This window comes from Aeromonas rivipollensis (genome assembly GCF_010974825.1).
Classification (GTDB): Bacteria; Pseudomonadota; Gammaproteobacteria; order Enterobacterales; family Aeromonadaceae; genus Aeromonas; species Aeromonas rivipollensis.
The window spans coordinates 152,545-174,668 of the sequence record NZ_JAAILA010000008.1; the positions used below are offsets into that span (position 1 = coordinate 152,545).

At 62.7% G+C, this 22,124-nt stretch carries 21 protein-coding genes; all 21 read right to left on the bottom strand.

Annotated features, from left to right (window positions below; translation table 11 throughout):
- Window positions 1–2 precede the first annotated feature (2 nt).
- Window positions 3–2,144 (bottom strand): chemotaxis protein CheA, encoded by a 2,142-nt coding sequence (locus G4923_RS05985; protein ID WP_163136071.1) that lies wholly within the window; start codon window positions 2,142–2,144, stop codon window positions 3–5.
- An 11-nt stretch (window positions 2,145–2,155) separates the two neighbouring features.
- The gene (locus G4923_RS05990) at window positions 2,156–2,896 is read right to left on the bottom strand and encodes a protein phosphatase CheZ (protein ID WP_025326257.1); all 741 of its coding nucleotides are present in this window, start codon (window positions 2,894–2,896) and stop codon (window positions 2,156–2,158) included.
- A 12-nt stretch (window positions 2,897–2,908) separates the two neighbouring features.
- The gene (gene cheY, locus G4923_RS05995) at window positions 2,909–3,280 is read right to left on the bottom strand and encodes a chemotaxis response regulator CheY (protein WP_425266319.1); all 372 of its coding nucleotides are present in this window, start codon (window positions 3,278–3,280) and stop codon (window positions 2,909–2,911) included.
- A 123-nt stretch (window positions 3,281–3,403) separates the two neighbouring features.
- On the bottom strand, window positions 3,404–4,123 hold the full coding sequence (locus tag G4923_RS06000) for an RNA polymerase sigma factor FliA (RefSeq protein ID WP_025326255.1): 720 nt from the start codon (window positions 4,121–4,123) through the stop codon (window positions 3,404–3,406).
- Window positions 4,116–4,991: a MinD/ParA family protein gene (locus G4923_RS06005; protein ID WP_025326254.1), complete on the bottom strand. Its 876-nt coding sequence runs from the start codon at window positions 4,989–4,991 to the stop codon at window positions 4,116–4,118. The genes G4923_RS06000 and G4923_RS06005 overlap by 8 nt, the downstream gene beginning before the upstream one ends.
- 1 nt (window position 4,992) lies before the next feature.
- The gene (gene flhF / locus G4923_RS06010; RefSeq protein ID WP_163136072.1) at window positions 4,993–6,495 is read right to left on the bottom strand and encodes a flagellar biosynthesis GTPase FlhF; all 1,503 of its coding nucleotides are present in this window, start codon (window positions 6,493–6,495) and stop codon (window positions 4,993–4,995) included.
- Between the two features lie 16 nt (window positions 6,496–6,511).
- Entirely contained in the window at window positions 6,512–8,614 is a 2,103-nt protein-coding gene (gene flhA, locus G4923_RS06015; RefSeq protein WP_106887470.1) for a flagellar biosynthesis protein FlhA, read from the bottom strand.
- Between the two features lie 307 nt (window positions 8,615–8,921).
- Window positions 8,922–10,052 (bottom strand): flagellar biosynthesis protein FlhB, encoded by a 1,131-nt coding sequence (gene flhB / locus G4923_RS06020; RefSeq protein ID WP_025326251.1) that lies wholly within the window; start codon window positions 10,050–10,052, stop codon window positions 8,922–8,924.
- Window positions 10,053–10,141: 89 nt separating this feature from the next.
- Entirely contained in the window at window positions 10,142–10,939 is a 798-nt protein-coding gene (gene fliR, locus G4923_RS06025; RefSeq protein ID WP_106887472.1) for a flagellar biosynthetic protein FliR, read from the bottom strand.
- A gap of 70 nt (window positions 10,940–11,009) precedes the next feature.
- On the bottom strand, window positions 11,010–11,279 hold the full coding sequence (fliQ, locus tag G4923_RS06030) for a flagellar biosynthesis protein FliQ (protein WP_010673927.1): 270 nt from the start codon (window positions 11,277–11,279) through the stop codon (window positions 11,010–11,012).
- 27 nt (window positions 11,280–11,306) lie between these two features.
- A complete protein-coding gene (fliP, locus tag G4923_RS06035) occupies window positions 11,307–12,062 on the bottom strand; it encodes a flagellar type III secretion system pore protein FliP (RefSeq protein WP_111912517.1) in 756 nt (251 codons plus the stop codon).
- Window positions 12,049–12,432 (bottom strand): flagellar biosynthetic protein FliO, encoded by a 384-nt coding sequence (fliO, locus tag G4923_RS06040; protein ID WP_025326248.1) that lies wholly within the window; start codon window positions 12,430–12,432, stop codon window positions 12,049–12,051. Before fliO ends, fliP begins: the two co-directional genes overlap by 14 nt.
- Window positions 12,429–12,824 carry a flagellar motor switch protein FliN gene (gene fliN / locus G4923_RS06045; RefSeq protein WP_042650085.1) on the bottom strand — a complete coding sequence of 132 codons (396 nt, stop codon included), beginning with the start codon at window positions 12,822–12,824 and terminating at the stop codon, window positions 12,429–12,431. Before fliN ends, fliO begins: the two co-directional genes overlap by 4 nt.
- Before the next feature lie 50 nt (window positions 12,825–12,874).
- Entirely contained in the window at window positions 12,875–13,945 is a 1,071-nt protein-coding gene (gene fliM / locus G4923_RS06050) for a flagellar motor switch protein FliM (RefSeq protein ID WP_042650084.1), read from the bottom strand.
- Window positions 13,946–13,955: 10 nt separating this feature from the next.
- Window positions 13,956–14,462: a flagellar basal body-associated protein FliL gene (gene fliL / locus G4923_RS06055; protein ID WP_163136073.1), complete on the bottom strand. Its 507-nt coding sequence runs from the start codon at window positions 14,460–14,462 to the stop codon at window positions 13,956–13,958.
- 57 nt (window positions 14,463–14,519) lie between these two features.
- Window positions 14,520–16,313, bottom strand: a complete 1,794-nt coding sequence (locus G4923_RS06060; protein ID WP_163136075.1) for a flagellar hook-length control protein FliK — start codon at window positions 16,311–16,313, stop codon at window positions 14,520–14,522.
- A gap of 87 nt (window positions 16,314–16,400) precedes the next feature.
- Window positions 16,401–16,841, bottom strand: a complete 441-nt coding sequence (gene fliJ, locus G4923_RS06065) for a flagellar export protein FliJ (protein ID WP_106887478.1) — start codon at window positions 16,839–16,841, stop codon at window positions 16,401–16,403.
- A 16-nt stretch (window positions 16,842–16,857) separates the two neighbouring features.
- A complete protein-coding gene (gene fliI, locus G4923_RS06070; protein WP_025326242.1) occupies window positions 16,858–18,189 on the bottom strand; it encodes a flagellar protein export ATPase FliI in 1,332 nt (443 codons plus the stop codon).
- Between the two features lie 249 nt (window positions 18,190–18,438).
- Window positions 18,439–19,242 (bottom strand): flagellar assembly protein FliH, encoded by an 804-nt coding sequence (fliH, locus tag G4923_RS06075; RefSeq protein WP_163136077.1) that lies wholly within the window; start codon window positions 19,240–19,242, stop codon window positions 18,439–18,441.
- A 68-nt stretch (window positions 19,243–19,310) separates the two neighbouring features.
- Window positions 19,311–20,372, bottom strand: a complete 1,062-nt coding sequence (gene fliG, locus G4923_RS06080; RefSeq protein ID WP_025326240.1) for a flagellar motor switch protein FliG — start codon at window positions 20,370–20,372, stop codon at window positions 19,311–19,313.
- A complete protein-coding gene (gene fliF / locus G4923_RS06085; RefSeq protein ID WP_163136079.1) occupies window positions 20,365–22,071 on the bottom strand; it encodes a flagellar basal-body MS-ring/collar protein FliF in 1,707 nt (568 codons plus the stop codon). The genes fliG and fliF overlap by 8 nt, the downstream gene beginning before the upstream one ends.
- Window positions 22,072–22,124: the final 53 nt, after the last annotated feature.

A 22,124-nucleotide genomic window follows, 5' to 3' on the forward strand; every position in this document is an offset into this window, starting at 1 on the left:
GCTCAGTGGCGGCGGGCATAGGCCTTGAGCAGGCTGGGCACGTCCAGGATGAGGGCGATGCCGCCGTCGCTGGTGATGGTGGCGCCGGCCATGCCGGGGGTCCCTTGCAGCAGATTGTCCAGGGGCTTGATCACCACCTCTTCCTGACCGATGAGGTTGTCCACGACGAAGCCCACCTGCTGGGTGCCGATCTGGACTATGACCACGTGGCCTGTGTCCTGGCGTGCCGCTCTGCCGGCACCGCGGACCAGCCACTTGTGCAAGTAGAACAGCGGGATCGCCTTGTCGCGGACTATGATGGTGAGCTGGCCGTCCACCACGTTGGCCTTCTTCAGATCCAGGTGGAAGATTTCGTTCACGCAGCCAAGCGGCAGGGCGAAGGTCTGTTCACCCACTTCCACCATCAGGGTCGGCAGTATGGCCAGGGTCAGGGGAACCTTGATCTCAAGGCGGGTGCCCTTGCCCCAGGTCGAATCTATGTGCACAGAGCCATTGAGGCTGACGATGCTGGTCTTCACCACATCCATGCCGACGCCACGGCCCGAGATGTCGGAGATCTCGGACTTGGTCGAGAAACCGGGGGCGAAGATCAGGTTGTAGGCATCGTTGTCGCTCATGCGCGCCGCGCTGTCTGCATCGAGCACGCCACGGCTGATGGCGATGGCTTTGAGCTTCTCCGGATCCATGCCGGCGCCGTCATCCTCGATGCAGAGCAGAATATGGTCACCCTGCTGGGAGGCGCTCAGGGTGATGGTGCCCTGACGGGGCTTGCCCGCCTTCTCCCGCACGTCCGGCATCTCGACGCCGTGGTCGCAGGAGTTGCGCACCAGGTGAACCAGGGGATCGGCCAGGGCCTCCACCAGGTTCTTGTCGAGATCCGTCTCTTCACCCACCATCACCAGCTCAATATCTTTCTTGAGGGTGCGGGCGAGATCGCGCACAACGCGCGGGAAGCGGCCGAAGACTTTCTTGATAGGTTGCATGCGGGTCTTCATGACCGCGCCCTGCAGATCGGCGGTCACCACATCCAGGTTGGCCACCGCCTTGGACATCTCTTCGTCGTTGCTGGCGATGCCGAGGCTCACCAGGCGGTTTCGCACCAGCACCAGCTCCCCCACCATGTTCATGATGACGTCCAGGGTCTTGGTATCCACCCGCACAGTAGTGTCGTTTTGCACCGCACTGCTCTCGGCGGGGGCCGCCTGCTTGGCAGGAGTGGGAGCAGTGGCCGGCTTGGCCGGTGCAGAAGCGGGTTTGGCGGGGGCGGCGCTGGCCGCGACCGGCGCCTTGGGCGGGGCCACAGGCGCGGCGGGAGCCTTGGGCTCGGGAGCCGGAGTAGCCGCCGCCATGCTGTGCTGCGGCGCCTGGCCACGGCCATGCAATTCATCCAGCAGGCGTTCGAACTCGTCGTCGTCGATGAGCTCATCCACCTCTTTTTGTACCGATTGCAGCGGGGAGAGATCCGGAGCGCCGCCATGCTGGCCCTGGCCGTGCAGTTGATCGAGCAAGGCCTCGAACTCGTCGTCCGTGATGTCGCCCGAGCCGCTCAAAACGGGGGCGGCAGACACTGTCGGCGCCTTGCCAGCACCGTGCAGTTCATCCAGCAGGCGCTCGAATTCGTCGGCAGAGATCTCGTCGATGGAGCCGCCACCGTTGACGGCCACAGGCGCGCTCTCGGCGACGATGACGGGTTCGGGTTCCGGCTCGGGCTGCTGCGGGGCGGCAACACTGGCGGTACGCAACTGCTCCTGCCCTTCGGGTTTGCACAGTTCGTGCAGATCGTGCAGCAGATCGGCAGAGGCCGGGCTGGTCGGCTCCCGATTCTGCACCTGGGCAAACATGACGTTGATGGCATCAAGGGCCTGCAAAATGACATCCATCAGCTCAGCACTGAGGGTTCGCTTGCCGTTGCGCAGCATGTCGAACAGGTTCTCGGCACCGTGGCAGACGTCCACCAGCTCGGTCAGGGAGAGGAAACCCGCTCCCCCCTTGACGGTATGGAAGCCGCGAAAGATGGCATTCAACAGATTCTTGTCATCGGGCCGCTTTTCCAAGTCGACCAGTTGTTCAGACAACTGTTCCAATATTTCTGATGCTTCGACCAAAAAGTCTTGCAGTATGTCTTCATCAACTTCGAAGGCCATGCGTCACTCCATTAGAATCCCAGGCTAGACAGCAGATCGTCCACATCATCTTGACCATTGACCACATCGGACCTTGTCTGCGGGTTCATGATGGGGCCTTCTGCCTCGATGCCGCTCGCCGGCAGGCTGCGCGCCGAATTCTCGATGACGGCCTCACCAAACATGGTCAGCATCTCTATCAACTTTGTTTCAACTTCCTGCACCAGCTTGATCACCTTGCGGATCATCTGACCGGTCAAGTCCTGGAAATCCTGAGCCATCAGGATTTCAGTCAGCAGTTGTCGTAACTTATCGGCATCCGTCTCCGAAGCCTTAATAAAATCATTCAGTTGATGGCAGAGTGCCTTGAACTGACCCAGTTCAAGATCCCGGCTCATCAGGGCATTCCAATTGGGCATCACCAGCTGAATGTTGTCATTGAGCCGATCGGCGATGGGAAGACTGGCCTCGACCGCATCCATGGTGCGATTGGCCGCCTTGTCAGTCATGTCGATGACATAGCTGAGCCGCTCCCGGGCATCCGGGATCTCATGGGTGGCCAGGTCGGGGATCCTGGGATCCAGGCGAAAATCTTGCAGTGAGTTGTGCAACTGGCGGGTCAACTGCCCCACCTTGTCAAACAGGGCCGCCGCATTGGGGGCACACACATCGGCGAGGATGGTATCGGCCTGTTCAAACTCTTCTCGCTCCAGGTGGGCAACCAGCATCCTTGCCTGTTCAAGCGAGATCATGGCACTCGTTTTGGCCTTCATCCCTGCCGCTCCTTAGCCGATTCGTTCAAAGATTTTGTCGAGCTTCTCTTTGAGGGTGGCGGCAGTGAACGGCTTGACGATATAGCCATTGACCCCGGCCTGGGCGGCTTCGATGATCTGCTCGCGCTTGGCTTCCGCAGTCACCATCAGTACCGGCAGGTGCTTGAGTTTGTCATCGAGACGGATCGCCTTGAGCAGGTCTATGCCCTGCATGCCGGGCATGTTCCAGTCGGTGACCACGAACTGATAATCGCCGTTTTTCAACATCGGCAGGGCCGTGTTGCCATCGTCTGCTTCATGGGTATTGTTATATCCCAGGTCACGCAGCAAGTTCTTGATAATCCGGCGCATCGTTGAAAAATCGTCGACGATGAGGATTTTCATGTTCTTGTCCAAAATTCCCTCCTAAATAGCCGCCAAAACGGCTCACTTACATGATGCAGATCGCAGGTTTTATGGTGCGGATTATGCCTTAGAGTTGCGTTCCAGTGTAGCCAGTACAACCACTTATAAATTCCAATCTCTCAAACGGGCCCGCAGCCTGTGCATGGCCTGGCTGTGGATCTGGCTCACCCGAGACTCGCTCACGCTCAGGACTTCCCCGATTTCACGCAAGTTCAGCTCTTCGTCGTAATACAGTGACAGCACCAGGGCTTCCCGTTCGGGCAGGCGGGCGATGTGTTCGGCCAGGGCGCCCTGAAAGCGCTCGGCCGCCAGATCGTCAAAGCCGCCGTGACCGCTGGCGTCATCGGGATGCCCTATCACATCCTCGCTGACCCCGAGATCCTCGATGCCGATGATCTTGCCGCAGGAGACATCCTGCAGCATGGCATGGTATTCGCCAAGGGAGACCCCCATGTTGGCGGCTACCTCGGTGTCTCTGGCATCCCGGCCATGGGCCTGCTCCACGTTCTCGATCGCCTCTGCGATGGCACGGCTGTTGCGGTGCACCGAACGGGGCACCCAGTCCCCGCGGCGGATCTCGTCGAGCATGGCGCCGCGGATGCGGATGCCGGCATAGGTTTCAAAGCTGGCGCCCTTGCTGCCGTCAAAGTTGCGGGAGGCTTCGAGCAGCCCAATCATACCTGCCTGGATCAGGTCATCCAGCAAGACACTGCTTGGCAGGCGAGCCAATAAATGCTGGGCAATCCGCTTGACCAGCGGAGCATGACGCTCGACCAGCACGTAGGAATCCTGATGACGCAAGTATGCTTGGGCTTTATTCACGGGAGTCTTCCTGTGCTATGACCGGCTTTTGCAATAAATTTTCCAGGAAAAATTCGAGGTGTCCCCCAGGCTGGTTCGGGATGGGCCAGCTCGCCGCCTTGTTCGCCAGGGCACGGAATGCCAGGGAGGCGGGCGACTTGGGAAACGCCTCGACGATCAGCTTCTGCTTGCGCACCGCGGCCCGCAGGTTGGTGTCGTAAGGCACGCAGGCCACCAGCTCCAGGGAGGTGTCGAGGAAGCGGTCGGTGACCCGGGTCAGCTTGGCGAAGAGTTCCTGCCCCTCGCGCAGGGAGCGAACCATGTTGGCCACCACCTTGAAGCGGAACACCCCGTGATCCTTGGAGAGGATCTTGATCAGGGCATAGGCATCGGTGATGGAGGTGGGCTCGTCGCACACCACCACCATGATGTCCTGGGCCGCACGGGTGAAGCTCAGCACCATGTCGGAGATCCCCGCCGCCGTGTCCACCAGCAGCACGTCCACCTGGGTCTTCATCTCGCTGAAGGCGCGGATGAGCTCGGCATGTTGCACCGGCGACAGCTCGACCATGGACTGGGTGCCCGAGGTGGCCGGCACTATCATCATGCCGTAGGGCCCCTCGACTATGATGTCGTCTATGGTGCACTCCCCCGCCAGCACATGGGAGAGGTTGCGGTGCACCCGCAGCCCCAGCATGACGTCGACGTTGGCCAGACCAAGGTCGGCATCCAGCACCAACACCCGCTTGCCCTGGGCGGCCATGGCTCCCGCCACGTTCAGGGTCACGTTGGTCTTGCCAACGCCCCCCTTGCCTCCGGACACGGCGATCACTTTTACTCGATTGTTTTGACGCATTTTGCGCAGACCACTCGCCTGATCCATATACATGTTACTCATAAAACTCCGAATCTTCGGCCTCGCCAAAGCCTGAACCCCAGAAGTAAGGGTCTTCTGTTTCCCGCTCCAGCGAGCCCATGGCCGCGCCGACCAGCAGCGCCGCATTGGCAACTTGAATATCTTCCGGCACCCGCTGCCCATCAGTGATGTAGCTGATGGGCAGGGCGTTCTGAATGCATACGTTAATCACCTCACCCAGATTCAGGCTCTCGTCGAGCTTGGTCAGGATGCAGCCGGAGAGCGGAATGCGCCGGAAGTGATCCACCGCCTCCTGCATCACCCGTCGCTGGGAGGTGGCTGACATGACCAGGTAGCTGCGAATGCGCACCTTGGCATTCTTGACCAGGGTGTCGAGCTGCTCGGTCAGACGGATATCCCGCTGCCCTACCCCGGCGGTATCGATGAGTACCAGCCGGCGGTGACGGAACTGATAGAGCGCATTGGCCAGCTCCTCGGCATCCCGTACCTGACGCACCGGGCAACCCATGATGCGACCATAGGTCTGCAGCTGTTCGTGGGCCCCGATCCTGTAGTTGTCCGTGGTGATGAGGGCCACCTGCTCGGCGCCATACTTCATGGCAAAACGGGCCGCCAGCTTGGCGATGGTGGTGGTCTTGCCCACCCCGGTCGGCCCGAGCAGCGCCACGGCACCGCCCTGGCGCAAGATGTCGTCTTCGCTGATCTTGAGCTGGGCCGTCAGTACCTCGGCCAGCTGGGCCATGGCCTGATGGATGGGCATGTCTTCCGGGATAAGTCCGGCGAGCTGATCGGCGAAGGCATCATCGAACCCCATCTTCTTGAGTTCCTTGATGAGCAGCGCCCGCATCGGCTCGCGGCGCTCCACCTCCTGCCACATCAGACCGGAGATCTGGTGCTCCAGCAGCTTGCGGATGCTGGCCATCTCCTTGCGCATCCCCTCCATCTCCTGATCCCGCGGGGCAGGTTGCGCTGCACGGGGGCCGGGGGCAGGACGTGCCTTCGGCTTGGCAGGCTCGGGGGCCGCGCCCCACTGGCCCTGTTCGGCCAGCGTCCTGGGTGCGCCGTTGGCGGACGCCAGTCCCGCGGACTGATTGCCGCCAGCGGCCCCATTCCCGGACCATGATGCCGGAGCTGGGGTGCCGTTGCCCGCCCCATTCGCAGGCCATGAACCCTGAGCGGCGTTGCCGCCCGCCGGATTGGCAGGGTTGAGCTTCTGCTGGCGCGCCAGCAGGGCCGCCAGGGTATCGGCATAGTATTCGTTCTGCTCCTTGGGGGGAGCCGAGCGCGTCATCTGCTTGCCCGCAGACGAGATATTGACGCTCTCATCGTTCAACTGACGGCGAACCGGCGCATCTTTAGGTCCAGGCACCTGGGACTGATAATCGACAGCCGCGACTATCTCCACCCCACCGGTGACCTTTTTGTTGGACATGATGACGGCATCCGGCCCGAGCGTCTCCTTGACCTCGGCCAGCGCCGTTCGCATGTCTTTGGCAAAAAACCGCTTAATCTTCACCCGTCATCTCCGCTAACTAGCCCTGTCCCACCGCACTGACGATGCGGATCTGCTTGTCATCAGGCACTTCCTGATAAGACAGGACGCGTAATCCAGGAATGGCATTCTTGACAAATTTCGCCAGGGTATTGCGCAATATCCCCGATGTCAGAAGCACGGCCGGCTGGCCTTCCAGTTCTTGTCGTTGAGTGGCTTCCACCAGGGAGCGCTGCATCCGCTCCGCCAGTCCCGGTTCTATACCGGCGCCATCTCCCCCACCTGCTTGCAGGGATTGATGCAATATGCGTTCCAGTTCTGGTGAAAGGGTGATCACCGGCAGCTCGGGCTCGGGGCCGGCAATCTCCTGCACTATCAACCTGCGCAGGGCGATACGGCAGGCGGCGGTCAGCACTTCCGGGTCCGGGCTGCGTGGCGCATATTCCACGAGGGTCTGCAGGATAGTGCGCATATCGCGAATTGGCACGCCTTCATTGAGGAGATTTTGCAATACCTTGACCAGGTTGCCCATGCTGATCACCTCGGGAACCAGCCCTTCCACCAGCTTGCTCTGATGCTTCCCTATCATGTCCAGCAATTGCTGCACCTCGTCGTGACCCAGCAGCAAGGCGGCATGGTTGGAGAGGATCTGGCTCAGGTGGGTGGCCACGACGGTGGCCGCGTCCACCACTGTATAGCCGAGGGTCTGGGCCTGGGAGACCTGCTCCTTGGCGACCCAGACAGCTTCCAGTCCGAACGCGGGGTCCTGGGTCGCTATGCCCTGGATCTGGCCGAACACCTGGCCTGGATTGATGGCCATCTCCTTGTCGTGATAGACGGTGGCCTCGCCGGTACTCACCCCCATCAGGGTGATGCGGTACTGATTGGGGGCGAGATCCAGGTTGTCGCGGATATGCACCGCAGGCACCAGGAAGCCGAACTCCTGGGAGAGCTTCTTGCGCACCCCCTTGATCCGGTTGAGCAGCTCGCCACCCTGGTTCTTGTCCACCAGCGGGATGAGCTGATAGCCCACCTCCAGACCTATGATGTCCACCGGCATCACGTCGTCCCAGCTCAGGTCCTTCTGCTCCACCGGGGCATCACCTTGGGCCGGCAAGAGTTCACCGCTCGCCACCCTGGCCTTGTTCAGTTTCTCCCGACGCAGCAGCCACCAGGCCCCCACCGCCGCCACGGCCCCCAGACTCAGGAAGGCCAGGTGCGGCATGCCGGGCACGCTGCCCATCATCAGCAGTATGCCGGCGGAGATCACCAGCGCCTTGGGGTTCTCGAACAGCTGGCCGAGCACGGCCGTGCCCATGTCCTGATCGGTATTTTGACGGGTGACTATGATGGCAGCGGCGATGGAGAGCAGCAGTGAGGGTATCTGGGCCACCAGGCCGTCACCTATGGCGAGCAGGGTGTAGATCTCGGCCGCTTCACCGAAGCTGAGCTGGTGCTGCATCATGCCGATGATGAAGCCACCGATGATGTTGATGAAGAGGATCATGATGCCGGCGACGGCATCCCCCTTCACGAATTTGGAGGCACCGTCCATGGAGCCGTAGAAGTCGGCTTCCTGGGTCACGTCCTGACGGCGCTTCTTGGCCTCTTCCTGGTTGATGAGACCGGCGTTCAGGTCCGCATCTATGGCCATCTGCTTGCCGGGCATGGCATCCAGGGTGAAGCGGGCGCTCACCTCGGAGATCCGGCCCGCACCCTTGGTGACCACCACGAAGTTGATGATCACCAGGATCATGAAGACGATGATGCCCACCGCATAGTTGCCACCGATCACCACGTTGCCGAAGGCCTCGATCACATGGCCCGCCGCCGCGCTGCCGTTGTGGCCTTCCAGCAGCACCACCCGGGTGGAAGCGACGTTGAGCGCTAGCCGCAGCAGGGTCGCTATCAGCAGGACTGTGGGGAAGGCGGCAAACTCCAGCGGCCGACGGGTATAGACGGCCACCAGCAGCACCACTATGGAGAGGGCGATGTTGAAGGAGAAGAGGATATCCAGCATCAGGGGCGGTATGGGGAGTACCACCATGCCGAGAGAGGCGAGCACCAGCAGCGGGGTCCCTATCCCCTTGCTGAGCAACCATCTGTACTCTTTGAAGCGGCTCACTCCAGCCTTGAATCCCATCGTTCTTCTCGATTTACAACTGCCGATGCCGAATGAAAGCAAATATCAAGCCAATTACTCAACTCATTGATCTATTGGAATTTTATTTTGATGCTGTCAGAAGTCCGTCGGAGGACACGTTCGGGTAGCTTGATGGCAAACAGGGCGGAGTGCGGGGGTTCTTAGGATATTCCGGCGGAACATGGTGGACAGCTCTCTGGCGGCGGAGACAGCCAACGCCTCAGAGCACAGACTGCTTGCAATAGTCCGGCGGCATAGTGGACAGACCTTGGTGGCGGAGACGGCCAACGCCTCCCAAAACACCGGGCTACTTGCGATATTCCGGTGGAATGGGCAGATCCTTGGCGACCGGGGTCGGGCGGCGGCCACGGCCACGGCGGAACTTCTTGAGCTGATAGACATAGGCCAGCACCTGGGCCACGGCGGCAAAGAGCCCCTCGGGGATCTCCTGGCCAATCTCGGTGGCGTGGTAGATGGCCCGGGTCAGGGGCGGCGAGGACATCACCGGGATATCGTACTCCCGCGCTATCTCCCTGATCTTCATCGCCACCTCGTCCACCCCCTTGGCCAGCACCTTGGGGGCGGCGCCTGGCTTGCCCGCGTCGTACTTCAGGGCCACGGAGTAGTGGGTCGGGTTGGTGATGATGACGTCCGCCTTGGGCACATCCCCCATCATGCGGCGCATCGCCATCTGCATCTGCAACTGGCGGATCTTGCCCTTTACCTCGGGCTTGCCCTCACTGTCCCTGAACTCGTCCTTGATCTCCTGCTTGGTCATCTTGAGCTGGCGATTGTGGTTCCAGGTCTGGAAGGGCACGTCTATGGCGACTATGGGGATCAGGGCGCAGCAGAGGATGATCAGCATCCACAGCAGCAGGTCCAGGGCGTCTATGATGCCGCCGGGGAAGCCCTCGAGGGAGAGATTGAGCAGGTGATTGAACTGGCTAGACAGCATCCACCAGGCGAACAGGCTGATGAACACCACTTTGGCGATGGACTTGACGAGCTCCACCAGGGACTGCACCCCGAACATCCTCTTCAAACCACTCAAGGGGCTCAGCTTGCTCCACTTAGGCAGCATGGCCTCGGAGGAGAAGTTCATCCCCCCCAGCAGGGTGTTGCCCACGAAGGCGGCTATGGTCACCAGCAGGAACAGCAGGCCGAGGGGCTGCAGCAACTCCCACAGCAGGGTGGGCAGCATGACCCCCATGGCGTTGGGATCGAACGCCTGATCCCGGTCCAGGGTAAAGCCCATGGTGAGTACCTTGACCATGGCGCCAGCCAGGCTCTCCTTGATCATCAGCAAGCCAAACACGGTCGCCAGCAGGACGCTGGCGGTACCCAGCTCCTTGGAACGTGCAATCTGCCCTTTTTCCCGGGCCTGTTGCAGTCGTTTGCCCGTGGGTTGTTCTGTGCGTTCCTGATCGGTATCAGCCATGCTGGCCTCTCAGGCACATCAAGTCGCCATGGCGAGCTAACCCCCACGCGCAGCAGACGGGGAGATAATCGGTACTTTTCAGCCCGGTATCAGCCATTTTGGCCCCCCAGGCACTGGACCTGGATAAGCTCGCAGCTGGTCTCCTGCACCCGCTCCCAGAGGGAGTCAAAGTGCCCCATGAAGCCGCCTATGGTGAGCCAGAGGATGAACAGGCCCGACATCATGCTGACCGCGAAGCCGATGCTGAAGATGTTGAGCTGGGGGGCCGCCCGGGTCATGACCCCGAACGCGAAGTTGATGAGCAGCAGGGCAATGATGGCCGACAGCGCCATCACCAGGGAGGCCTGATACATGACCCCTAGGAAGCTTACCAGGCTGCGGATGGCGGGCAGGCTGAGCCCGCTGTCCGAGACCGGCAGGGTCTCGAAGCTCAGCACCACCATCCTGATCATCAGGAGGTGGCCGTCCACCGCCAGAAACACCAGGGTCGCCAGCATCAGGTAGAACTGACCCACCACGGGGGCCGACTGGCCGTTCATGGGGTCCACCAGGGTGGCGAAGCCCAGGCTGGTCTGCATGGCGATGATCTGGCCCGCCATCACGAAGCTTTCCAGCAGAAACTGGGTCATGAGGCCGAGCGCTATGCCGATGAGCAGCTGCTGCCCCAGCACCAGGAAGCTGCCGACGGAGAACAGCTCCACCTTGGGCATGGGGGGCAGCAGGGGGGCGATGATGAAGGTGATGGCGAGCGCCAGCCCCATGCGAACGTTCGCAGGAGCCAGCCGGCTGCCGAACACCGCCATCACCATCAGCAGGCTGCTCACCCGGGCAAGGGGCCAGAGCACGGACGCCAGCCACTCCATGATCACCGCAGTGGTATAGCTCATGCCGCCGCTACCGAAGCCGTGGGACTGATGGTCATCGGCAGCCTGATGGTCGCTAATGCCGACACGGGCATCAGCCGACCACCTCGGGGATCTGGCTCACCATCAGCTGGAAGAAGTCCATCAGGCTCTGCAGGCCCCAGTGGGCGCCTGCCCCCAGGGCCAGCAGGGTGACGACGAGACGGGGCAGGAAGCTCAGGGTCTGTTCGTTGATGGAGGTGGCGGCCTGGAAGATGGCGACGACCAGCCCCACCATCAGGCTCGGCAGGATAACGGCGCACACCATTATGGTCACCAGCCAGAGCGCCTCACGGAATACGTCGACGAAGGTTTCCGGACTCATCTTATCGGCTCCTTTCCATTGACCGGCTTATCCCGCCCCCAGCCCGAAACTGGTCGCGAGCGACCCCAGGATCAGGTTCCAGCCGTCCACCATGACGAACAGCATCAGCTTGAACGGCAGGGAGACCAGCATGGGAGAAAGCATCATCATACCCATGGCCATCAGTATGCTCGCCACCACCAGATCTATGACCAGGAAGGGTAGAAACAGCATGAAGCCTATCTGGAAGGCGGTTTTGAGCTCGCTGGTGACGAAGGCCGGGATCAGCACCCGCAGCGGCACATCCGCCGGCTCGGCCACCTGCACGTTCGCTATCTCCATGAAGGTGTTGAGATCCTTGATCCGGGTCTGGGCCAGCATGAACTGGTGGATGGGCAGCTCGGCCTTCTCCAGCGCCTCCTTGGGCCCTATGGTCTCCGCCAAATAGGGCTGCAATGCCTCTTCGTTGATGCGATCCAGCACCGGCGACATGATGAAGAAGGACATGAAGAGGGCGATGCCGATCAGCACCTGGTTGGATGGGCTCTGCTGCAGGCCTATGGCCTGTCTGAGGATCCCGAGCACCACTATGATCCGGGTGAAGGAGGTCATCATGATGACAATGGCAGGCAGGAAGGAGAGCGCGGTCATCAGCGCCAGCACCTGCAGGGTCAGGCTGTACTCCTGACTGCCATCCGCCATGGTCTTGACGGTCAGTGCCGACATGCCGTCCTGGGCCATCGCCAGGGGCGACAGCAGCACGGACAGCAGGCCCAGGCACCCGATCCAGTTAACTTTTTTCATGCTTGCCCATCAATTTGCCGAGCTGCTGGGAGAAGGCCTGGGGCTGACGCTCGTCCAGTGGCTCTTCCAGGCGATAGAGGAAGTTGACCTGCTGCGGCGTCACCCCGATGAGCAGCTGTTGCTCGCCCACCTTGACCACCATCAGCTTCTCCTTGTACCCGAGCGGCAGGGTGGCGATGACCTTCATCTGGCCGCCCCCCATCACCTGGGTGAGCTTGCTCTTCTTGAGCAGGAAGCCCAGCACCAGGATGAGGCCGATCACCATCAGGCTGGAGAGCAGCCAGGAGGTGATGCTGGGGGGAGTGGCGCCAGCCCCCGGGTTGGCCAGTGCGGGGACGGCGAACAACAACAGGGCGATGGCACGAATCATTTGAGCTTCTTGATCCGTTCTATCTGGCTGATGACATCGGTCAAACGGATGCCGAACTTGTCGTTCACCACCACCACCTCGCCGTGGGCGATCAGGGTGCCGTTGACCAGCACGTCCAGGGGCTCGCCCGCCACCCGATCCAGCTCCACGACAGAGCCCTGATTCAGCTGCAGCAGGTTGCGAATGCTGATCTGGCTGCGGCCCACTTCCATGGCGATGGTCACCGGAATATCCAGAATGGTGTCCAGCTTGCGCCGCTCCTCGGCACTGATGGGGGCGTCGTCTCTCAGCTCCTCCAGGGGGGCGGGCTTGGCCTCGGCCGTTACCTGCTCTTCCAGCGCGGCAGCCCAGGCGTCAGCCATCAGATCCTGCTCGTCATCGGTTCCGCTCATCTTCAATTCCTCATGCTGCTTCGTGACCCAGGTCGCAGGCGACGGGTCTATTAGGGCTGTTTATCGGCGATGCTGCGTTCGAGCTCTTCCAGCTCGGCCTCGCCATCGATGCGCACGCCCCCCCGGGTCACCAGATGCATCTCTGTCTTGACTCCGTCAGGGCGCTTGATTTTGTCCACTATCTTGAGCGCCACGTTCTCCTTGGTGCGCCCCATCTTGGCGTGGAAGGTGGGCAGGTCCTCCACGAAGACCAGCAGGTTCTCCGGCATCTCCACCGGTATGATGTCGCCGGGTTGCAGCTCCATCAGCTCGCGTAGGGTCAGCTCTGTCTCCAGCAGCTTGGCCTTGAGCTCCACCTTGACGTCCATGATCTCGTCGCGCAGGGCCTTGCTCCAGCGCACGTCGGTGTCGCCCTTGTCACTCTGCACCCCGGCATCCAGCAGCTCGCGGATGGGTTCGAGCATGGAGTAGGGCATGGCCACGTGGAAGTCGCCGCCGCCGCCATCCAGCTCGATGTGGAAGGAGCTCACGACGATCACCTCGGTGGGGCTGACGATGTTCGCCATGGCCGGGTTCACTTCCGAGTCGAGGTATTCGAAGCCGACGTCCATCACCGGCGCCCAGGCATCCTTGTAGTCCTCGAACACCAGCTTGAGCAGCATCTGGATGATGCGCCGCTCGGTGGGGGTGAACTCGCGCCCCTCGATCTTGGCGTGGTAGCGGCCGTCGCCGCCGAAGAAGTTCTCCACCAGAATGAAGACGAGACGCGCCTCCATGGTGATGAGCGCCGTCCCCTTGAGGGGGCGGAAGCGCACCATGTTCAGGCTGGTCGGCACGAACAGGGTGTGCACGTATTCGCCGAACTTGAGCATCTGCACGCCGTTGATCGACACCTCGGCGGTGCGTCGCATCATGTTGAACAGGCTGATGCGCATGTGACGGGCGAACCGCTCGTTCACCAGCTCCAGGGTCGGCATGCGGCCACGGACGATGCGGTCCTGGGAGGAGAAGTCAAACTGGGCGATACCGGGATCCCCGGCCGCCCCTAGCTCTTCCTCTTCGACATCATCGACACCGTGCAGCAGGGCATCAATTTCGTCCTGACTTAACAGATCGCTCACGCTTCACCTTTCATTGCATGACAAAGCCGGTAAACAGCACTTGTTCTATTACGGGGGAAGAGACCAGATCCTTGAGGACCCGGCGACACTCTTCCAATGAATCCTGACGCAGCTTCTCCTTGCCCTCGAAGGTCATCAGCTGCTCGGCGGTGGCCGCACTGAAGACCCGCAGCAGGGTCCCTTCGATCAGGGGAATATTCTGTTTGGCCAGGGTCTCGTCAGCGGCCCCGCGCAACATCAGCTGGATCTTGATCTGCACCAGCCGATCCCGCTGCCCGCCAGCCACATTGAACACGAAGGGGCGCGGCATGCCCACATAGAGGGAGGGCTGGGGCGCACTGGCTTCGGGCTTGGTCTCGGCCGTGTCGGCCGCCGGTTCGTCCGAACCGGCAAACATGAACCAGGCACCGGCCCCGCCGCCACCCAGGAGGATGACGACCAGGGCGACTATCATGATCAGCTTCTTTTTCTTGGCCGCCGCCGGGTCCTTCAGCGTCAGTTCGTTATCGTCTGCCATCCCTTGTCCACCCTAGTCTCAAACTTGTTCGGTATCATAAACTTACTCGGGCAGGCATCAAGCATAGAAATCAATTCCGGCATCGTTTGTCGATTCCACCAGCAGACTCAGGGTGCGGGCCCTGCCCTCCCCCTCCGGCTGGTCGCCACCGGCAAAGCCTCCCCCTTGCTGACCCTGACCGCCGAAGCCAGACTGGCCCTGCGATGGCGGCTGTCCCTGCTGCTGTTGCCCCTGCTGCTGTGCCTGTTGTTGCACCACTGTCTGACCGAGCTGGATCCCCTGCCCCGCCAGCATGTCCCGCAGCCTGGGCATGGCCTGCTCCAGCATCTCCCGGGTCTGGCCATGCTGCACCACGAAGTGGACGTTGGCCTGGCTGGAGGCATCCATCTGGATTTGGATCTTCATCTTGCCAAGGCCCAGGGGGTCTAGCTGGATCTCCGCCTGCTGCAGCTTGTCCGCCAGCATCAGGTTCACCTTCTGGTGCAACTGGGCTGGCGCCTCCGGGGTGGCCAGCTTGAGATGCGGCAGGCTCTGGGGCTCCCGCCGCGCACTCACCTCGGCCGCCGGTTTGCCATCGCTGGTCTGGGCATGCTGCAGCGGCTGGCTTCCCTCGCTAGGTTCGTTGCCCTTGGCCTCGATCCCGAGCTGCTTGCCCAGCTCATCGAGCCTGGATTTCTGCGCCGCCGGCTTGAGTTCCACGGCGGCTCCAACGGCCACCGCGGGTTCGGCCTCCATCTGCTGGATGCCGGCCGAGAGCGCCGTCAGCGAGGCTTGCGGCCCCTGGGACTCATGACGCGCCAGCGTCTGCTGGGGCGCCGTCAGCACGGGATCCGGGCTGGATGGGGCGGGCTGGGGAGTGGTGCCACTGGCCGTCGTCTCGGCTCTGGGGGCCGCGCTTGGCTTGGCCTCCCGGGCGTCACCTGCCGGGCTCGCCTTGTCGCCCTCACCACCGGCAGTGCCAGGTTCTGGTTTGGCCTGGGCCCCGCCCTGGGGCTCCACCCTGACCACGCCGGCGTCGAAGGCCCTGGCTGTGGTCGCAGAGGCCGCGCTGATCTGTTCGTCATGGGAAACTGGCTCGGACGGCTTCGTGCCCGCCACAGGCCCCTGGCTCGCCGGCGCAGGGGCGGCCTCACCGGCCACCACCTTGGCCAGCTGGGCCGCCCGCGTCTCGCCAGACAAGGGTTCAGTCGCCACCGCATCTGCCGGCTGACCGGCCTTGGGCGCCGCTGGCTTGTTTTCGGCAGTGGCCTGCTCGCGCTCTTGCGGCTCCGAGGGCTGGCCCTTGCCCGCGACGGGCACCTTGCCAGCGGCGAGCCCGTTCTCTTCATTTTCAAGGGGGAGCGCCTCTGCGCCCTGCCCATCGGCGACCACCGGCGAGGCTGGTGCAGCCCCCGCCGTCACAGGCCCTGCGGCCTGTGACACAGGATGCGACTCGGGCGGCAAGTCATTGCCGTCGACGGTCGCCGTCACCTCCTGGGGGGGCAAGGCAGGGGGCACCACCAGGCTGACATCCTGCCTGAGGGAGGCCTGCAGCTGCTGCAGAAAATCCTCGGGGGGAAGCTCGGTCTCCTCAGATGGCGTCTTGGTGGGCACCTCCTGATCGCCAGTTGCCTCGGCAGACGCCAAAGATTTGGCATCCAAAGTGGCCGCAGCCTGGGCCTCGTCACCCCCTTGACTGGCCGATGGCTCCTGGCCCAGCAGCTGGGCTCTGGCCATGGCATCGGCAAATGCGGCCTTGCCGTCCGCCAGCGACAGATCCTTTCCTTCCCCCCCGGCGAGGAGCGAGGGCGACAGGGCGCCGTCGGCAGGGATTGCCTGGCTGGGCGCTAGGTTCAACTTGGTCTCTATCATGCTGGGATCCCTGACGACAATCCGGTGATGACCGCACATCCGGGGGCGGAGGCGGCGTCTTAGCCTGTGTTGGCAATAGAAAGCAAGTTACAGGCCAGAATGGTGATAGCGTCGCAGTATGGCGTAATCGTCCAGCATCTTCTGCTCCTGACGCTGGGCCTTCAGCTGGGCTCGTCCGGCCTGCTTCTCGAGCAGCAGCTCGACGGCCTTGCGCCGCTGCTGGGCTTCGAGCCACTGGGTACGACATTGGGCCAGCGCCTCGCGCACCTGCAACACCCCTTCATACTGCTGGGTCGCCGCATTTTCCAGCTTGTTGATGAAGGCGTGATACTGGCTGTTCTGCTGGGGCGTGATCCCCTGCAGGCCGCGATCCGTCCACTGCTGGTGATAGATCTGGCGGTACTGGTTGAGGGCGTTTTGCTGATCCATGAACAGCTTGAGATCCTGCTGGGCCTTGGCCAGCGCCATGGCGGCCTGCTGTTCGGCCTCCAGCAGTCGGCCCGCCAGCAACGTCAATCCTTTACTCATCACGACACTCCACCGGTTAACGCATCAGCGGCATGGCCACCATGTGCAGGGATTGCAGGCCCTCGTCGTAGGGAACCACCTCGCGCATCTTCTGCTGCAAGAACTGATCCAGATAGGGTTTCTGGATGATGGCCCTGTCGATGCGCGGATCCGATCCCTGGCTGTAGGCGCCTATGGTGATGAGATCCCGGTTCTGCTGATAGAGGGAGTAGAACTGCTTGAAGGCGCGCGCCAGCTCCATGTGCTCCGGGGAGGTCACCATGGGCATGACCCGGCTGATGGATTTTTCGATGTCGATGGCCGGGTAATGGCCCGCATCCGCCAGCTCCCGCGCCAGCACTATGTGACCATCCAGGATGGCCCGCGCCGCGTCGGCGATGGGATCCTGCAGATCGTCCCCCTCCGTCAGTACGGTGAAAAAGGCCGTGATGGAGCCCTGGCCATCGCTGCCGTTGCCGGCCCGCTCCACCAGTGCCGGCAATTTGGCAAACACCGAGGGCGGATAGCCCTTGGTGGCCGGCGGCTCACCCACTGCCAGGGCGATCTCGCGCTGGGCCTGGGCGTAGCGGGTGAGGGAGTCCATCAGCAGCAGCACGTTGAGCCCCTGCTCGCGGAAATACTCGGCGATGGCGAGCGCCGTCTCGCACCCCTTGAGGCGCATCAGCGGCGAGGCATCGGCCGGCGCCGCCACCACCACGGCACGTTCGCGCCCCTCGGCACCGAGGATCTCCTCGATGAACTCCTTCACCTCCCGGCCCCGCTCACCGATGAGACCCACCACCACCACATCCGCCACAGAACCGCGGGTCATCATGCCGAGCAGCACCGACTTGCCGACCCCGGAGCCGGCGAACAGCCCCATGCGCTGGCCCCGCCCCACGGTGAGCACGGCGTTGATGGCGCGCACCCCTACATCCATGGGCTCATGGATGGGACGACGGGCAAGCGGGTTGATGCGATGCTGGGCGAACTGCACCGTCTGGGAGGAGATGATGGGGCCCAACCCGTCCAGGGGCTGGCCTATGCCGTCTATGACCCGGCCGAGCAGGTTCATGCCCACGGGGATGCCGTGATCCTCGGTGATGGGCACCACACGGGCGCCGGGAATGATCCCCTTGAGCTGCTCGCTCGGCATCAGAAACAGCCGATCGCCGGAGAAGCCCACCACTTCGGCCTCCAGCATGCCATCCTGGGTATCGATGCGGCAGAGGGCTCCGATGGCGGCGCGGCAGCCGATGGCTTCCAGGGTCAGCCCCACCACCCGGGTGAGTTTGCCCGCCACCGGCGGTATGGGGGCGAGATCGCGGACCCGGTAGCCTTGCAGTCGACTGAGCAGGGATGCTGTCATCGCGCCTCCAGAGAGAAAGGGGAAAGAGGCCGAGACAAGGAGCCTGCCGCCATTGTCACCAAGTCGGGAGACAGTGCGCTGCCTATGCCCGACCGGGAAGAGATGTCACTCGGCATTGTCACGAAGGGAAATGGTGCGCAGCAGCCTGGCTTCCCTGTGCCAGAGCGGAACAGAGTGTCAGTCGGCATTGTCACGAAGGGAAATGGTGCGCAGCAGCCTGGCTTCCCTGTGCCAGAGCGGAACAGGGTGTCAGTCGGCATTGTCACGAAGGAAGTTGCGCAGTAGTTGATCGATGCGCCCCGAGAGGGTCAGATCGATGCTGGAGAGTTCGGTGGCCAGCTGCAGATCCCCCGGGGAGAGGGTGGGATCGCTTTGCAGCCGCCAGTGACGCCGGGCACACTCCTCGGCGCCGAAGGCCTGCTCGACCCGGGCCACATCGTCCGGGTGCAGCATCAGGGTGACCCCCTGCTCAGCGGCAGGCAGCAGGGCAAGACCCTGCTTGAGGGCCTCGAGCAACAGTCTTGGGGAGGTCTCGGCCTCGTGGCGAATGAGGGCGCGGGCGAGCTGCTGGACCAGGGCGATGAGCTGCTGCTCCACGGCGCTGTCCTGCTCGCTCAGGGGATTGGCGAGGCGGGAGACGAGCCCCTGCCAGTGGGCAATCTCCTGCTCCACCTGATCGCGGCCCAGGGCAAGCCCCTCTTCGCGGCCCTGCTCCAGACCCGCCTGATGACCCTGCTGCAAGCCTTCCAGCTTGCCCTCCTCCAGCCCCTTGGCAAAGCCGGCCTCTCGCCCCTCGGCCAGCCCCTCTTCCCAGGCGGCCTGGCGGATTGCCTCCACCTCTTCGGCGGTGATGCTGGGGGTCGGCTCCTCGGGCTGCTCCTCGGGCGGCATCTCGTCCGCCTGCTCCTGGCGATACCAGTCAGGGCCGAGCCCCAGGGCATTGCTCTGGATCTCGGATTCGACCTCCATCTCGGGCCAGCCCCAGGCTTCCACCCGGGTCTCGTCCGCCTCGGGTCTGACATAGCCCCGCAGCTTGCTGTTCTTGTTATTCATGTGCGAAAGACACTCCTAGGGTGCCGGACGAAGGGGGCGACATCATCGCACATTCCATTGCCCATGGCTTAGAGGAACTCTTCGCCACCGCCAGCCCCCAGCATGATCTCGCCCGCGTCCGCCAGGCGGCGGGCGGTGGAGAGGATCTCCTTCTGGGCGGCCTCCACCTCTGAGACCCGGATCGGCCCCATGGCTTCGAGATCGTCCGCCAGCATCTCGGCGGCCCGCTTGGACATGTTCTTGAAGACCTTCTCGCGCATCTGGTCGTCCGAGCCCTTGAGGGCCCGTTGCAGCAGATCCCCCGGCACTTCCCGCAGCAAGGTCTGGATGCCCCGATCGTCCACGTCGATGAGGTTCTCGAACACGAACATCAAGTCCTGGATCTGCTGGCTCATCTCCTCGTCCGACTCGCGGATGGAGTCCATCAGCTGGCCTTCGATGTTGGTGTCCAGGTAGTTCATGATGTTGGCGGCGGCCTTGAGGCCACCCATCTTGGCCGCCTGGGCACCGGCCGCACCGGCGAACTGCTTCTCCATGATGTCGTTGAGCTCTTGCAGCGCCGCCGGTTGCACCTCTTCGAGGTTGGCGATACGCATCACCAGATCCAGGCGCACCTGCTCCGGGAACTGGCTCAGTATCTCGGCGGACTGCTCCGGCTCCAGATAGGAGAGGACTATGGTCTGGATCTGCGGGTGCTCGTTCTGGATGATGCTGGCCACCTGGCGGGCATCCATCCACTTGAGGGAGTCGAGGCCACGGGCGCCGGATCCCAGGATGATCTGATCCACCAGGTTGCTGGCCTTGTCCTCCCCGAGCGCCGCCACCAGGGCCTTGCGCACGAAGTCTTCGCTGCCGATGCCGATGTTGGTGTATTTCTGGATGTCGTCGATAAATTGACGATGCACCGCCGCCACCCGGTCGTGACTGAAATCCGACATGGAGGCCATGGACATGCCGAGCCGCTGCACCTGCTTGGGCTCGAGATGACGGAAGATCTGGGCGGCATCCTCCTCGTTGAGGCTCAGCATCAAGACCGCCGCCATCTCCATCCCGGCCATCTGGTCGAGGATCTGGCGCTGGTTATCAGTAATCTCGTTACCGGTGACTTGGTTTTTCTTCTCTTCAGGCATCTCGGTTCGTTACCCATTCTTTGATGACCTGAGCGGCCAGGTCTGGTTCATTCGCTACCAAGGCGCGCACGGCCTTGAGCAGGTCCTCGTCACGGTGCAAGTCAGGCAGCTTGAGCTGGCCATCCCGCAGGCCGAACACCGGCTCTGCCTCGGCCTGGGCCGCCAGCAGGCTCAGCTCGTCATCCCCACCCAGCACTGTGTGGTTGTCGAAGTCCAGCTCCCCTTCCGGCTTGGCATCCGGGTAGAGCAGGCGCTTGAGCATGGGCCGCACCACTGTGACGATGAGCACTATGATGACCAGCACCGAGGCCGCGATGCGCACCGCGCGCCAGAACCAGGGCTGCTCGTAGATGGGCATGTCGGCCACGGCTTCCAGCTCGGGGCGGTTGAACGGAATGGCGACCACCTCCAGGGTGTCTCCCCGGGTCACGTCAAAGCCGAGGCCGCCGCTGAGCAGACGGCGCAGGGTATCGAGCTCGGCCTGGCTGCGGGCTTCCCGGGTGACGGCACCGTCGGCGCCGGGAGTGGCCTTGAAATCCACCGCCACCGACACCGTCATGCGGCGGATGCCGCCCTGCTGGCGCCGGATGTGGCTGACCGTGGTGTCCAGTTCGAAGTTGCGGGTCGCCTCCTTGCGGGAGCGGCCGGAAGAGCTGGTTCCCCCTTCCGCGCCGGCGGCCTGCTCGGGAATGCTGGAGGCGGCGGGCGGCTGATTGGTGAGCGCGCCTGGCACACCGCCATTGTTGCCATTGGCGCTGTTCTCTTCCACCGTCATCTCGGAGCGCACGGCCGGCAGGTCCGGATTGTAGGTCTTGCGGGTCTGCTCCTGCTGGGAGAAGTCGAGGGAGAGATCCACCTCCGCCGTATAGTTGTCAGCCCCAAGGACGGGGATCAGGATGGCGTCAATTTTTTGTTTGTATTCGAGCTCCTGCTTCTGCTGCATCGCAAACTCCTTGCGAGTCTGGGCAGAGAGCGGGTCTTGGGAGCCGGAGTTGAGCAGACGACCGTTCTGATCGGTCACTGTGACGCGGGTCGGCTCCAGGCCGTGCACGGCGGAGGCGACCATGTCGACGATGGAGTCCACCTCCCCCTGGCCCAGCGCAGCCCCTTTCAGGCTCAGCACCACTGTGGCGCTCGGCTTGCGTTCGTTGCGGGCGAACACGTTGTCCTTGGGAATGGCCAGCAGCACCTGGGCCTTGGCGACGTTCTGGAACTGCTCGATGGCGCTCGCCAACTGGCGCTCGCGGCTCAGTTTCAGACGCTCGCTCTCCATGCGCTGGCTGACCCCGAAGCTGGAGTCCTTGAGCAGTATGGCTTCGCCATCGTTGCTGGCCTCGCTGCTGCTGGCGAGGCCGGCGCGGGTCAGGCGCAGCCGGATGTCCGCATAATTCTCGGCGCTGACCAGCACGCTCTTGCCGTCGACCTGATAGGGGATCTTCTGCTGATCCAGGTAATCCAAGGTGGACACCAGCTCCTGGGTGTTGAAGGTGCCGAGGGGACGCATCTCCGGCTCCTTGCCCCACAGCAGGATGAAGACGGCGATGGCCAGACAGATGGTCAACCCCAGGATCAGGGTGATCTGCCGCAACACATCGGTGTTGGACAAGAAGCCCAGGGCCGAGCTCTTCTGCTCGTGCTCATCGAGGGCGGCAGCCCCCTCGTTGTTCATCAGCAGATCGCCGTTTGGATCGTTAGCCACTCTTCAGGTCCTTATTGCTGACATGCTCATCATTGCTGACATCTTCATGATGA